Below are 13761 nucleotides of genomic sequence, written 5' to 3' on the forward strand. Positions count from 1 at the left end.
CGCACCAGCGGGGAGGTCTCCACCGGGAAGTCGCGGACGAAGACGGGGCCGTCGAGCTGGTCCCCGCAAAGCAACTCCCAGATCTCCTCGACGAGCTTGCCGTGGCCCCAGCCGGCATTGGCCGGGACCTCCAGGCCGATGGCGTCGGCGATGGCGGTGAGCTCCTCGACCGTCGAGTCGATGGTCACTTCGGGCTGGCCGGGGAACTTGCGGGCCAGCGCCTCGTTGAGGGAGGGGTACATCTCCATCTGACGCCATTCGCCGCCGAAGTCGAATTCGGTGCCGTCGGCCAGGGTGACGGTCGTCGAGCCGAAGACGGCCTCGCACACTTCCTGGATCATCTCGCGGATGTCGCGGGCGGAGTCGTCGTACGTGCCGTAGGCCTGGTAGTACTCCAGCATCGCGAATTCCGGCGAGTGCGAGGAGTCGATGCCCTCGTTGCGGAAGTTGCGGTTGATTTCGAAGACCTTCTCCATGCCGCCGACGACGCAGCGCTTGAGGTACAGCTCCGGCGCGATGCGCAGGTAAAGGTCCAGGTCGAGGGCGTTGGAGTGGGTGACGAAGGGCCGGGCCGCCGCGCCGCCGTGCAGGGTCTGCAGCATGGGGGTCTCGACCTCGAGGAAGCCGCGGCGTTCGAGCGCGTTGCGCAGCTCGCGGATGACCTTGATGCGGGTCACGGCGTTCTTCCGCGCCTCCGGGCGCATGATGAGGTCGGTGTAGCGGTGGCGGACGCGCTGATCCTCGCTGAGGTCCGAGTGCGCGAAGGGCAGCGGACGCAGGGACTTCGACGCCATCGACCATTCGGTCACCATCACGGACAGCTCGCCGCGGCGGGAGGAGATGACGCGGCCGGTGAGGATGACGAAGTCGCCGAGGTCGACGTCGGACTTCCACGCCGCCAGCGCGTCCTCGCCGACCTCCTTGAGGCTGAGCATGCCCTGCAGCTGCGTGCCGTCGCCTTCCTGCAGCGTCGCGAAGCACAGCTTGCCGGTGTTGCGCACGAAAATGACGCGGCCGACGACGGTGACGACGTCCTGCGTCTCCTCCCCCGCTTCCAGGTGGCCCCACTGCTCGCGGACCTGCGCCAGCGTGTGGGTGCGGGGCACCTCCACCGGGTACGCCTCGCCGCCCTCCGCGATCAGCTTGGCGCGCTTGTCGCGGCGGATGCGCAGCTGTTCGGGGAGGTCGGTGGCCTGCTCCTGCTTCTTCGGGGCGGCCTGCGGGGCGGTGTTCTTCGCGTCAGTCACGGTTCCTTAGGGTAGCCCACCGCTTGCCGACGCCGTGATCCGGCGTTGGCCCGGGCTTATCCGAGTTCGAAGGCGTACGGCGGATTCGCCCCGGGCCGCGACACCGTGATCGCGGCCGCGCGCACCGCCCGTTCCAGGATCGGGCCCCACTGCTCCGGCCCCCAGGACCGGACGACGTCGGCGGGGGCGGCCGCACCGTCGGCCCCGTGAGCGACCGGATCGCCGGATCCGTCAGCGGCGGCACCGGCGGCCCCGAGGCGCGCGTCGATTTCGGTGACGATGGTGCCCATCACGGTGTCCCCCGCCCCAATGGTGTCGGCGACCTCCACCTGCGGCGCCGCAGCCGAGATCTCGCCCCGCGCCGTGAACGCGGTCGCCCCGCCGGCGCCTTCCGTGAGGATCACCGCGCAGCCGGTCTCCGCGGAAATATCCGAACAGATGCGGCGGATGTCGGCGCGGGGGTCGTCGTAAAGCCAGGTGAGGTCGGCGTCGGAAAGCTTGAGTACGGCGAGATGCGGCAGCCACGTCCGGAAACGCTCCCGGTACGCGGCCGGGTCGGCGATGATCGCCGGGCGGATATTCGGGTCCAGCGCGACGGCGCGGCCGCGGTCGGCCTCGCGGAACAACACCGTCTCGTAGACGGTCGCGCCCGGCTCGAACACAAGCGAGCACGTGCCCAGGCAGACGACGTCCGCCTCGAGCGGACCCGGATCGGCGACGAGGCGATCGGCCGAACCCGCCCAATGGAAATCGAAAGTGGCCGAACCATCCGCGGCCAGCTGGGTGACGGCGAGGGTCGTGGGCTCATCGCCCGACTGCACGAGAGAGGTGTCGACCCCCGATTCCGCCAGCCTCGCCAGCCCGGCGCGACCGTAGGCGTCGGTGGACAAGCGGGACAGGAACGCGACGTCCGCACCCTGCCGGCCGGCGGTGATGGCTACGTTGAACGGGCCACCGCCCAAATGCGGGCGCAGATCCGGGCCCGCCGCATCGGGCGCGCCGGATCCACCTGGCGCATCGGACGCGCCGGAGCCGCCCGGCGCTGGCCCCGACCCTCTACCCGCCCCCGGGACGGGCACGAGGTCCACCAACATTTCTCCGCCCACGACGATCATGCCCCCACCTTAAAGAAGGCGGGGCCGGATGGCCGGGAAAACGTCGGGCCGATCGGTCGCGGGCCACCGGCAACGGGCTACCAAGCTAGGGGGCGATGGGCCACCGGCGACGGGCTACCGGCTACCGGCTACGGGGCTACGGGGCTACGGGGCTACGCGCCGATCTTGCCGCCGTCGGCCCGCACCACCTGGACGACGGCGGGGCGGGGCTGGGCGTCGCCGCCGTCGGGCCAGTTGGAGATCGGGTTCTCGGGGGTGGCGTCGTCGTCCTCGCCCGGGTGCTGGACGTTGACCATGACGCGGTTGCCCTCGACGATGGGGCCGCAGGTCTCGGCGCCGACCGGGACGGTGAGGAAGCACTTGACCTCGCCGCGGCGCTCGCCCTCGACGGCGACGGCGTAGAGGCCGTCGTTGGAGTCGAGCGCGTTGCCGTCGGTGGAGATCCACAGGTTGCCGTACTCGTCGAACGCCAGGTTGTCCGGGCAGGAGATCGGCGAGACGGACTCCTTGTCGAATCCGCCGAAGTACGTCGAGGCCTCCTCCGGGTCACCGCAGACGAGCAGCAGGTTCCACGTGCCCTTGGTGCCGGCGTGGTCGTCGTCCATCTCCAGGACCAGGCCGTTCTTGTTCTCGGTGATCGGGGCGACCTCGGTCGGGCCCTCGTAGGGGCGGCCGGCGCCGTCGGTCTCCTGGTCGATCTTGTTGTCTTGGACGCCCTGGTCGCCGCCCTCCGCCATGCCGCGGTACTTGTTGTTCGTCAGGGCGGCGTAGACCTTGCCGGTCACCGGCGACGCCTCGATGTCCTCCGGGCGGTCCATGCGGGTCGCGCCGACCTGGTCGCCGGCCAGGCGGGTGTGAACGCAGACCTCGGCGGCGTCCATGCCGTCGACGTGGGACTCGCCGGAGCCGTCGGCCTTGGCGGTCATCAGTGGGATCCACTCGATCTCGCCGTCGAACGCGCCGTCCTCGGGCAGCTCGCCGGAGCCGTCGATCTGGTCGGTCGGCGAGTTGCCGTTGAACTTGGCCACGTACAGCGTGCCCTCGGTGAGGATGCCCATGTTGTGCGCCATGTCCCCCTCCTTGATCTTGCGCGAGGAGACGAACTTGTAGATGTACTCGAAGCGCTCGTCATCGCCCGAGTAGCAGACCACGGTGCCGTCGTCGGTGACGTGGATCTGGCCGGCCTCGTGCTTGAAGCGGCCCAGCGCGGTGTGCTTGACCGGGGTCGACTCCGGGTCGGACGGGTCGATCTCGACGATCCAGTAGAAGCGGTTCGGCTCGTTCGGCTCCTTGGAGACGTCGAAACGGTCGTGGAACTTCTCCCAGCCGCGGTCGGACAGGTCGTTCTTGATGGAGTAGCGGGAGTACTTGTTCTTCAGCTCCTCGTCGTCGACCTTGTCGACGCCGCCGAAGTACTGGTCGACGTTCTCCTCGCCCGAGAGCATGGTGCCCCACGGGGTGATGCCGCCGGCGCAGTTGTTGAACGTGCCGATGACCTTCTTTCCCGTCGGGTCCTCGTTGGTCTTCAGCAGCTCGTGGCCGGCGGCCGGGCCCGAGACCGTGAACTCGGAGAATCCGGTGATGCGGCGGTTGAGCGCGTGGCCCTTGATGGGCTTGAGGAAGCCCTTGTCGTCCTCCTCGACGGCCAGCACGGTGTGGCCGTGGGCGGCGATGCCGATGTTGGCCTGCTCCTCGGTGGTCTTTTCGACGTCCCAGTCGCGGAACATCATCGGCTCGGTGGTGTACTCGTGCGAGCAGACGTAGAGCAGGGTGCCGTCGGCGGCGTCGAGGACGCCGGCGAAGTCGTTGTTGAAGCCGAACTGCTTCATCTGGGCGTCGGCGGTCTGCTTCTCGAAGTCGAACTCCGGCGCGCCGTCCTCGACCGGGTCGCCCCAGGCGATGAGCACGTTCTGCTCGTAGCCCTCGGGGATGACGACCTCGTCCTTGGTGTTCGGCTCGACGACGGAGAAGCGCATGCCCTCGAGCGACTCGCCGCCCTGGCCGCCGTTCTCGCCGCCGTCGGTGGTGGTGGTCGCGCCGGCGCCGTTGCCGTCGTCGGTGGTGCACGCCGCGAGCAGGGAGGCGCCGCCGAAGGCGACGGTCGCCGCGCCGCCGACCTTGAGGGCCTGGCGGCGGCTGTAGGCGCGCTTGGCGACGTCCGCGAAGTACTCGTTGGTCGCGAACTCGTTGGGGGCGTCGTCGCGGCAGGCGTTGCCGCACTTGTACGTGCAGGTCAGGGAGCTGCGGGAAGACGCGAACGGGTTCTTCAGCAGGTTCTTGCGGATCAGCGCCACGGCGCACCTCTTCATTTCTCGGCTGGATTCACGGGGTCGGCCCCGTCGCACGGGGGCACGCGGGGGCCGAGTCGCCGAGAAGGTTAGGGCCGCCGTGTGGCCCCCCGGTGTGTCCCGGGTGACGCCGAAGTTAACGGTTGGTGATCATCTGCATCGGCGGGGCCTCATCTCCGCCGGCCCCGTTCTCCGCTCCCCGTTTTCGCTTGACGACGGACACCGCCGACGCATCTGACGGATCCGTCCCGGGCCCGTACCGTCGTGTCATGGGTGCATTCTTCGATGACGCGACGACTCCGTACCGATTGGGAATTGCCGGGATGGTCGCCGGGCGCTCCGACATCGCCTGGCGCGACCGTGGGTTCCTCGAGCTGACCGGTGGTGACGGGGGCTCGCGAAAGAAGAGCGTCGCCCTGATCTCCGGCGGCGGCTCCGGCCACGAACCACTGCATGCGGGTTTTCTCGGCGCGGGCATGCTCCACGCCGTGTGCCCGGGGCACATCTTCACCTCGCCGAATGCCCGCCAAATCCTCGAGGCCACCCGGGCAGTCGACGACGGTTCCGGCGTGGTGCACATCGTGAAGAACTACACGGGCGACGTCATGAACTTCGGCGTGGCCGCGAAGTTGGCCGCAGAAGAGGGCATCCGGGTGGAGACCGTGCTCGTCGGCGACGACGTCGCCACGGACCTGGGCGACCGTGACGGCGGGGATGGTGCCGATGGAGAAGGCGGCGGCTCCGACGGCCCCGGCCGTCGCGGCACCGGCGCGACGATTCTCGTGGAGAAGGCGTGCGGCGCGGCGGCCGCCCGCGGCGCGGACGTCGGCGTGGTCGCCGACGTGGGCCGCAACGTCGCCAGGAGGGCCCGCTCCATCGCCATGTCGCTGAGCGGCGCGCACACGCCCGGGTCGGAGGAGTCCTTCTCCCTCGAGGAGGACGAGGCCGAGTTCGGCGTCGGCATCCACGGCGAGCGCGGCGTCGACCGGCGCACCCGCGAGGACATCGCCGACACCGTCGCCGAGATGATCGCCGAGATCCACGACGCCGCCGGCGCCCCGGAGCGGGTGCTGGTCCTGGCCAATGGCCTCGGCGGCATCGCGGGTCTGGAGCTCGGCGCGATCCTGGCCCTGGCCTGCGGCGAACTCGACTCCCGGGGCGCGACCATCGACCGCACGATGTGCGGCAACTACATCACGGCGTGGGACATGGCGGGGTTCTCGCTGACGGTCCTCGGCGTCGACGACGACCTCCTCGACCTGCTCGACGCCCCCACCACCGCCCCCGCCTGGGATGCCCCGGCCCCCTACGCGGGAGTCCCCGACATCACGGACGGCACGATCGACGAGCTCCCCGCGGCCGACTCCGGCCCGAAACAGCCCGAACTCTCGGCGTGGATCGAACGCGTCCTCGGCGCCCACGATGAGCTGACCGCCCTGGACCGCAAGGCGGGCGACGGCGACTTCGGCGTGAACATGCGCGCGGCGCTCGGCCCCTTCGACCTTCCCCTCCGGGGCACGGTCGGTGACGTCCTCCACTCGCTGGGCGAGTCTTACCTGGTCCGCGCGGGCGGCACGTCGGGCGCGGTGTTCGGCCTGTTCTTCGCCACGATGGGCGCCGCGGCCGGTGACGCGAAGTCCATCCCGGACGCCGATGTCGCGGCCGCCGCCCGCGCCGGATTGGACGCGATCGTCGAGCTGGGCGGCGCGAAGGTCGGCGACGGCACCGTGGTCGACGCCATCGCACCCGCCGTCGAGGCCCTCGAGTCCGGCGCCGATCTCGCCGGGGCCGCCGAAAAGGCCGTCGAAGGTGCGGACGCCACCGCCGCCCGGGTCGCCGGTAAGGGCCGCGCGAGCTACGTCGGCGACGCCGCGAAGGGCGTCGCCGATCCGGGCGCACTGGTCATGGGCTGGTTCTTCGAGGAACTCGCCCGATAGCTCCCCGTCTTCGCTTTACGACGGTTCCACCGTGAACAAATCTCCCGGGGTGCAGGCCAAGGCGTCGCAAAGCAACGTGAGCGTGGAAAAACGGACGGCCTTGGCTCTGTCGTTCTTCATCACCGACAGGTTCACGGTGCTGATGCCGACCATGTCGGACAAGGCGCGCAGCGTCAGGCCCCGCTCCTCGAGCAGGCGGTCGAGGTGGCAGCGGACGCGGTGGCCGTCGGCGCCGGGCACATTCGCGGGGACCATCAGACCAGGCCCTCCGTGTCACGCTCCAGGACGCTGGCGCGGCGGATGGCCACGCCGACGAGCGACAGCGTCATGACCAGCACGTACATCACGATGAAGTCCTGCGTGTCGATCGCCGGGATGCTCATCCAATGCAGATTCAGATCGCGCAGCACCATGTTGCCGCCCAACATGCCCACGAAACCGGGCACGAACATGTAGAAGATCAGCGCCCAGCACATCGCCGACACCCAGCGGTACGAGCCGAGCGTGAAGAAGTCGCCGCGCAGGAAGTTCCGCGCCAGCCCCGCGCCACACAGGACGACGACCACCAGCGCCGCCACCCCCAGCCAATGGGCGGCCCACAGGAAGCTCGCCGCGCCGTCGGAGATCAGCTCGCGGGCGACCGCGCGGCCATTGTCGACCGAGGCCCGGTCGGCGACGCGGGCGACCTTGGCCGGCACGCCCTCGCCGCCGATCAGTGGGCGCAGTGCGTAGCCGAGCAGCAGGAACACCGCCAGGCCCAGAGCGAAAACGGTCGCGTAGATGTCGGTGCGCTCGCGGCGCGGCGACATCGGCTTCGGGTAGCGGCGCTCGGGGCGACTGGAGCGGTCGGGAGCTTCGCGCTGGTCACGACCGCCACTGAAGGCAGCCCGATCTCCGTCAAATGAATCGGGGTTTCCGGGACGGGCGTGGCCGCCGCTGAACTCGTCGCGCGCCCGGTTCGCGTCGCCGCCTTCTCGTCGCCGATCGTCGTTCCAGGTGGACATCATGGCCTCCTCGGACCTTGGGGTGGCGGGTGCCGCTCTCGCCGCACATCGATGATCGATGGCCCAACGATTTTCGATACCCTATCGATAATCGTTAATGTAGCGCCCCGGCCCGAGTGGCGCAACGTTTTTCGTTGTGTTTTTCCATTCCCGCCGGTCACCTCATCCGCCGAGCTTCCACAATCAGCCTCCAAACCCTCGGCCAGCGCAAGAACGCCCGCCGCCGGCCCAAGGCGGCTACGGGGACTAAGCCGCGTCGGCGATGGCGGGGGCCGGTTCGCGGGTTTCGTGCCCTATGAGTGCCACCGCTTTTCGCGACCTGCGGAAACGCTTTTATCGACGCGGCGTTGGCATCCATACGGCACGAGACTCCCCGACCGCGGTAATTCGCGCCCCGGACGGCGGTCGCCGCGCGGCGGAAACGACGAAACCCGCCGTCCAGGGCGGGACGGCGGGCGTCGTAAAGCGAAAAGCGCGGCTAGACCGAGAACTCGTCGGGCTTGCGGGGATCCCACAAGCCGGAGCCGACGGGCACGTTCGCGGGGTCGTCGCCCTCGGTGACGATGGCGTTGTTCTCGTCGACGAAGATGACGTGCGGCTTGCGGGTGCGGGCCTCCTCGTCGGACATCATGCCGTAGCCGATGATGATCACCAGGTCGCCGGGCGAAATCAGGCGCGCGGCGGCGCCGTTGATCGAGATGATCCCCGACCCGCGCTCGCCGGTGATGCAGTACGTGGTCAGGCGATTGCCGTTGTCGATGTCTACGATGTCGATCTGCTCGCCCTCGAGCAGATCGGCGGCCTCCATCAGATCGGCGTCGATCGTGCAGGAACCGACGTAATGCAGATCCGCCTGCGTCACGGTGGCGCGGTGGATCTTGGACTTCAGCATGGTGCGGAACATCAGCGGCCTCCCTCGGTCGCAGTGCCGGAATCTCGGGTGTCGGATTCGAAATCGGCGGAGTCGGAGTCGGTGTCGGTGGCGGAATCGGTGGTCCCGGCGCTGCCGCCCTCCGAAACCGGACGCCGCACAGTACCACCCTCAACGCCATCGGCGCGAGAATCCATTCCCCCCGCCCCGAAACCGGCGCCCCGCAGGCCCTCGCGCGCCTGGCGTGCCTCGCGCTCGGCGCGGACCTCGTCGACGCGGGCCTTGAGCTTCTTCAGCTCGGCCATCTCCTCCTCGGTCAGCGGCGCATCGTCGACGCCGGCGGCGGACAGCGCGGCCTGGGCGATCTCGCGGTCGCGCATGTCGCCGAGCAGCACGCCGACGTTGTCGATCAGCCGCGTCGTGCCGACCTTCGCCGCCACGAGCAGCCGCGCCTCGCCCTCCTCGGGAACGGGGCCGAGGCCTGCGCCGCGGAGTTCGAGGTAGTCGACCTCGACCTCGGGCCGCTCGGCCAGCACGGCCCGCGCGGTGGACAGGACGGCCTCGGCGCCGTGGTCGCCGACGTGCGCGCCCGCGGTCAGCGCCGCCGACAGGGTGACGGCCAGCTCGCGCTCGTCGGCCGACAGGTAGCGGTTGCGGGAGCTCATGGCCAGGCCGTCGGCCTCGCGGATGACGGGCACGCCGTGCAGCTGCACCGGCATGTTCAGGTCGGTGACCATCTGCTGCATCAGCGCCAGCTGCTGGAAGTCCTTCTCGCCGAAGATCGCGTCGGTGCAGTTGGTGATGTTGAACAGCTTGTTCACCACGGTCAGCGCGCCGGCGAAGTGCCCGGGCCGCGTCGCGCCCTCGAGCTCGTCGGCCAGCGGGCCGGGATGCACGGTGGAGCGGAAGCCGTTCGGGTACATCTCGCGGGCGTTGGGCGCGAACACGAGCTCGCAGCCGACGGCCTTCAGCTTGGCCACGTCGTCGTCGAGGGTGCGCGGGTAGGCCTCGAAGTCCTCGCCTTCGCCGAACTGCAGCGGGTTGACGAAGATCGACGCCACGACCACTGCCCGCGGCAGCGACTGGGCCGCGCGGACGAGTTCGAGGTGCCCCTCGTGCAGGGCTCCCATGGTGGGCACGAGCACGACGGGTCGCCCGGTCTTGCGGAATGCGCGCGTGACCTGCGCGATTCCCGCGATGGTGTCGTGGACGGTGATGTCTCCGGCGGTGTAGCCGCTCACTTTTCCTCCGAAACTGCGCGAACGCCCGTCTGACGTTCGTCCGTGTCCCCCCGGTGTTCCCCGGGAAACTCCCGATAGACGGTAGTCCCCCGCCCCCGGCGGATCCTAGTCGGCCCCGGTGGGGTGGTCCCCCAGTTCGCGCAGGACGTCGGCGGAACCCTTCATTTCGGCGATGCGCCGGGCGAGCGCGCGGTAGGCGGGGGTCGCGCGGGGCAGTTCCTCGCCGATGACTCCGAGATGCTTTGCGACGGTGCCCGCGTCATCCCGCGCCGCCGGCCCCGTCAGGGCGCGCGGGCCCCATTTCAGGGCGTTGTCCAGCGACGCTTCGAGCAGGGGGCCGAGGAGGGCGGCGGCCTGTTCGCGGGCGGCGCCCGGCGAATGCGACGCGGCGGGGTCGCCGCCGTCGGAGATGGCGCGGGCCAGCAGTTCGACGGCGTCGGCGACGACGGCGCCCAGGTGGTTGGAGCCGTGGGCCATGGCGGCGTGGTACAGCGGCCTGCGGCTTTCGGGGATGGGGATGGCCCGGCCGCCGATTTCGGAGATGAGCAGTTCGGCCACGGTGCGGGAGAGCTCGTCGCCGACGGTGACGCCCCACGGGCAGCCCGCGAGGCGATCGGTGTCGTCTGGCACGCCGGCGAAGGTCATGGCCGGGTGCGCGGCGATGGTCAGCGCGCCGGTCAGTGCGATGGGGTCGAGGACCGCGCGGCCGCGGGAGCCGGCGACGTGGGCGACGATGCGCCCGGACCCGACGTGCGGGACGATCTGCTCGACGACCCCGGGCAGCTCCGGGTCGGGCACGGCGAGGATGATCAGTTCGGCGTCGCGGGCGGCGGAGACGACGTCGGTGATGCGGGCCTGCGGCAGCCGCAGTGCGGCGCGGGCCCGGGACGCCTCGGAACGGGCGACGACTGCGGTGACGGCGTGGCCCGCGCGGGCGAGGGCTTCGCCCACGGCGGTGCCGACCGCCCCGGCGGAAATGACCGCGGCGGTGAGTCGGGGGGCTCCCGGCACTGCCGGCTACTCCCCGGAGTCCTTGCGCGCTCGCATCTGGGCGAGCAGCTCGGCGACGGTCAGGCCGCCCTCGTGGTCCTCGGCCCGGCGGCGGCCGTGGCGGGAGCGGCGGCCGGCATCGGCGGCCTCGGCATCGTCCGCGGAATCCGCGGCGGAGTCGGCCTGCGAAGCATCGGCCGGGGTTGCGTCGGGGGCATGGGCCCCTCGGGCGACGGGCTCGTCGGCGATGGGGAACCCTGCGGTCTCGGGGTCGACCTCCGCCTGTTCCCGGCCGCTCTCCTCGCCGCTCTCCTCGTCGCCCTCTTCGTCGATGCGGGGGAGCACGGCGGTCGGGCGGGACTCGGCGGCGTCGGGGCCGGGGCGGTACTGGGCCTTGGTTTCGGCGGCGGCCTCAGCCGGCTCGTCGTCATCCTCGGCCTCCGCCGGGGTCTCCCACGGCACGGCCTTGAACGACCCGGTGTTGAAGCCGCCGCCGTAGGAATGGCCGGGCACGCCATTGTCCACGACGGGCACGTCGACGGGCTCGCGGCCGTCGTCCTCGCGGGCCTCGAAGGCCTCGTTCTCGTCCCACTCCTCCGGCACGCCGGGCACGGTCTGGTCATCGGCGTCCGAACCGTGCAGACCGTGGGGCCCGTGGTTGGTGTGAGTGCCCACGGAACCGTTGGCGGTGGCCTCGGCGCGGTGCGCGGTGGCGCGAGGCTTCGGGCGCTGGTGCGACTCGGGGTCCTTCAGCGGCGACGACGACGGGGCGTCGAGCTCGCGCAGGCGTTCGGCCCGGGCGCGCAGCGCGATGCGCTCCTCGTCCAGGTCCGCACCCAGCAGCTCGGCGAGGTGCTCGCGCAGCGCGATGATCTCCGCGCGCAGCTGCGCGATGGTGTCGTCCGACTTCGCGTCGAGGGAATCGAGGTAATTCTGCTCGAGGATGAGCTCCTGCTCGCGGTGCGTGGCCAGCTCGCGGTCGAGCTCGAGGCCGTGCATGACCTCGAGGTCGGCGATCCGCTCGCGCTCGGCGGCCAGCTGGCGGCGGTACCTCGTGACCAGCAGCGCGCCGATGACCGCGGCCCACAGCCCGGCGAGCACGGCGATCTTCATCCACCCGGTGGAATCGGTGAACAGCATGACGACGCTCGCCACGACGGCCAGCGCGATCAGCGCCGCCATCATCGCGGTGGCCACCTTGTCGGTGGCGTCTCCGTCGCCCGTCGCCGTCGGGCGATCCTCGCGCGGCGTAGCGTCGGCGCCCTCGTCCCACTGCTCGACGTGCCCGGACTCGGCCACGTCCGGGTGCTGCCCGTTTCGGTCCACGTCGAAATCCTCCGGTTGAGTCATGTTCCCCAGCCTACCGACGGCGGCACGGGTTCCCCGCCCGACGCGGCGGGAGGATCGTCATCTGGGGGAACCTGGCACGATCGCTCGAGCCACATTCCGGCGGCGGCCAGCGCCAGCCCGCTTCCGGCGCCTACGGCGAGCACGGGCCCGTCTCCCGCTGCGGCGGCGAGCTCCGACCAGTTCGGGATCGCCCACGCCAGCGCACCGGCGTAGAGCCCGGCCAACACCGCCCCCAACCACGCGGACGCGGTGCCGATGACCAGCCACCGCGCCATGGTCAACGGCTGGATCTGGCTGGAGTCCTGGCCGATGCGGCCATCGTCGAGGGCCGTGCGGATCCACCTCGCCCCGGCGACGCAGACGAGCGTGAGCACCCACGGGAACAGCAGGTCCCACCAGCTGCGCGCGCCCATCTCGCCGTAGAACCGCCCGTAGAGCAGGTACCCGGCCAGCGCCAGGACCAGTGCCGCGACGATCAGCGACACCGGCGAGGTCGGTTTCATCTGGTTCACGGCCCCCAGCCCCCCGGGTCCCGCCGCACGGCGGCGACGTCCTCCGGATCCAGCTTTGCGACGAGCTCGTCCACCCGTGTTCCGCCCAGAACCGCGTCGGGGTCGGCGTCGAGCCACGGGACGAGCACGAAGGCCCGCTCACGGGCGAAGGGGTGGGGCAGCGTCAGCACCGGGTCATCCGAGGTGATTTCGGCGTCCACCGATCCCGATCCCGGGGCGGTCGACGCGTCGGCCGGAGCGTCGTCAAGCGAACGAACCTGGACCACGTCGACGTCGAGGGTGCGCGGGCCCCAGTGGACCTCGCGGACGCGGCCGGCGGCGTTTTCCAGGGACTGGCCGAATCGCAGCAGCTCCAGCGGCGTCCGGTCGACCTCGACGACGAGGACGGCATTGAGGAAATCGCCCTGCTCGACGCCTCCCCACGGCGGCGTGGCGAAGACGGCGGAGCGGGCGACGGTGACGTCGGCGAAGGCGTCGGCGACCCCGCGCAGCGCGGCCCGGGCGTCGCCCAGGTTCGCGCCGATCGACAGCACCGCGCGGATCATCGCCGCGTCTTCCGGGACCTGCGCGCGGTGACGGCGACGTCGCCGAACTCCAGCGGGATCGGAGCCTGCGGCTTGTGGACGGTGACCTCCACCGCATGCAGCAGGCCCCCGTCGTCGTCGGCCATGAGCTTTTCGGCGATCTCGACGGCGACGGTTTCGATGAGGTCGCGCGGCGGGCCGGCGATGACGTCGTGGGCGGTCTGCGCGACGGCGCCGTAATCGACGGTGTCCGACAAATCGTCGCTGGCCGCGGCGGCGCCGAAGTCCAGCCACAGGGTGACGTCGCAGCTGAAGTCCTGGCCGTCGCGCTTCTCGTGGTCGAAGACGCCGTGGTTGCCGCGGACCTTCAGGCCGGTCAGGGCGATGCGGTCGGCCACGTCAGCTCCCCTCCCCCGGCACGGCATTCCGCATCGGCTCGTTGCCGCCGCCGGCCGGGTAATCGCCGTCCGCGGTGACTCCCTCGGGCGCGCGGCCCGCGGTCCACGCCGCCGCGACGTGGACGGCGTCGCGGCTGGCGGCGACCTCGTGCACCCGCACGGCCCACGCGCCGGCGGCGGCCGACAGCGCCGAAATCGCGGCGGTCGCGTCGTCGGCGTCTCGTGGTGCGCGCGGGGCGCCGTCGACGACGGTGGCCGTGAAGCGCTTGCGGCTCCCCCCCCCC

General features: G+C 70.9%; 12 protein-coding genes and 2 pseudogenes. 1 reads left to right on the plus strand and 13 read right to left on the minus strand.

The genetic code is table 11. From position 1 onward, the window contains the following. The 3 genes from GX015_RS00900 to GX015_RS00910 all read right to left on the minus strand — a co-directional run. Nucleotides 1-1247, minus strand: a 1247-nt coding sequence (locus GX015_RS00900; RefSeq protein WP_291342089.1) for an amino acid--tRNA ligase-related protein, incomplete at its 3' end; no start/stop codon positions are given. A gap of 56 nt (nt 1248-1303) precedes the next feature. Then, entirely contained in the window at nt 1304-2362 is a 1059-nt protein-coding gene (locus tag GX015_RS00905) for a carbohydrate kinase (protein WP_291342090.1), read from the minus strand. Between the two features lie 152 nt (nt 2363-2514). After that, entirely contained in the window at nt 2515-4656 is a 2142-nt protein-coding gene (locus GX015_RS00910) for a PhoX family phosphatase (protein WP_291342103.1), read from the minus strand. A 263-nt stretch (nt 4657-4919) separates the two neighbouring features. On the opposite strand from GX015_RS00910, the gene GX015_RS00915 reads away from it, so the two are divergent. Then, nucleotides 4920-6587 (plus strand): dihydroxyacetone kinase subunit DhaK, encoded by a 1668-nt coding sequence (locus tag GX015_RS00915; protein WP_291342091.1) that lies wholly within the window; start codon nt 4920-4922, stop codon nt 6585-6587. Between the two features lie 15 nt (nt 6588-6602). Here GX015_RS00915 and GX015_RS00920 read toward each other — a convergent pair whose 3' ends face one another. The 10 genes and pseudogenes from GX015_RS00920 to GX015_RS00965 all read right to left on the minus strand — a co-directional run. Further along, on the minus strand, nt 6603-6842 hold the full coding sequence (locus GX015_RS00920; protein ID WP_278826930.1) for a helix-turn-helix domain-containing protein: 240 nt from the start codon (nt 6840-6842) through the stop codon (nt 6603-6605). After that, nucleotides 6842-7594: a hypothetical protein gene (locus GX015_RS00925; RefSeq protein ID WP_291342093.1), complete on the minus strand. Its 753-nt coding sequence runs from the start codon at nt 7592-7594 to the stop codon at nt 6842-6844. The genes GX015_RS00920 and GX015_RS00925 overlap by 1 nt, the downstream gene beginning before the upstream one ends. Nucleotides 7595-8069: 475 nt before the next feature. Further along, entirely contained in the window at nt 8070-8495 is a 426-nt protein-coding gene (gene panD, locus GX015_RS00930; protein ID WP_291342096.1) for an aspartate 1-decarboxylase, read from the minus strand. Between the two features lie 350 nt (nt 8496-8845). Further along, nucleotides 8846-9703 (minus strand): annotated as a pseudogene (gene panC, locus GX015_RS00935) (pantoate--beta-alanine ligase); the annotation flags it as partial. A gap of 105 nt (nt 9704-9808) precedes the next feature. After that, nucleotides 9809-10714 carry a DUF2520 domain-containing protein gene (locus GX015_RS00940; protein ID WP_291342098.1) on the minus strand — a complete coding sequence of 302 codons (906 nt, stop codon included), beginning with the start codon at nt 10712-10714 and terminating at the stop codon, nt 9809-9811. A gap of 6 nt (nt 10715-10720) precedes the next feature. Beyond that, nucleotides 10721-12043, minus strand: coding sequence for a DUF6779 domain-containing protein (locus GX015_RS00945; RefSeq protein WP_291342100.1), 1323 nt, complete (start codon nt 12041-12043; stop codon nt 10721-10723). Beyond that, complete coding sequence (locus tag GX015_RS00950; protein WP_291342104.1) at nt 12040-12546, minus strand: DUF3180 domain-containing protein; 507 nt, start codon at nt 12544-12546, stop codon at nt 12040-12042. Before GX015_RS00950 ends, GX015_RS00945 begins: the two co-directional genes overlap by 4 nt. A gap of 5 nt (nt 12547-12551) precedes the next feature. Further along, entirely contained in the window at nt 12552-13097 is a 546-nt protein-coding gene (gene folK / locus GX015_RS00955) for a 2-amino-4-hydroxy-6-hydroxymethyldihydropteridine diphosphokinase (protein WP_291342105.1), read from the minus strand. Beyond that, complete coding sequence (gene folB / locus GX015_RS00960; RefSeq protein ID WP_291342102.1) at nt 13097-13477, minus strand: dihydroneopterin aldolase; 381 nt, start codon at nt 13475-13477, stop codon at nt 13097-13099. The genes folK and folB overlap by 1 nt, the downstream gene beginning before the upstream one ends. A gap of 1 nt (nt 13478) precedes the next feature. Further along, a pseudogene (locus GX015_RS00965) lies at nt 13479-13761 on the minus strand (dihydropteroate synthase); the annotation flags it as partial.

Source organism: Corynebacterium sp. (assembly GCF_012837295.1).
GTDB lineage: Bacteria > Actinomycetota > Actinomycetes > Mycobacteriales > Mycobacteriaceae > Corynebacterium.

Bases quoted from the DNA above. Each gene is read 5' to 3' on its own strand.
- GX015_RS00905 (WP_291342090.1), bottom strand. From the start codon at position 2,362: ATGATCGTCGTGGGCGGAGAAATGTTGGTGGACCTCGTGCCCGTCCCG.
- GX015_RS00915 (WP_291342091.1), top strand. From the start codon at position 4,920: ATGGGTGCATTCTTCGATGACGCGACGACTCCGTACCGATTGGGAATT.
- GX015_RS00920 (WP_278826930.1), bottom strand. From the start codon at position 6,842: ATGGTCCCCGCGAATGTGCCCGGCGCCGACGGCCACCGCGTCCGCTGC.
- GX015_RS00925 (WP_291342093.1), bottom strand. From the start codon at position 7,594: ATGATGTCCACCTGGAACGACGATCGGCGACGAGAAGGCGGCGACGCG.
- panD (WP_291342096.1), bottom strand. From the start codon at position 8,495: ATGTTCCGCACCATGCTGAAGTCCAAGATCCACCGCGCCACCGTGACG.
- GX015_RS00945 (WP_291342100.1), bottom strand. From the start codon at position 12,043: ATGACTCAACCGGAGGATTTCGACGTGGACCGAAACGGGCAGCACCCG.
- GX015_RS00950 (WP_291342104.1), bottom strand. From the start codon at position 12,546: ATGAAACCGACCTCGCCGGTGTCGCTGATCGTCGCGGCACTGGTCCTG.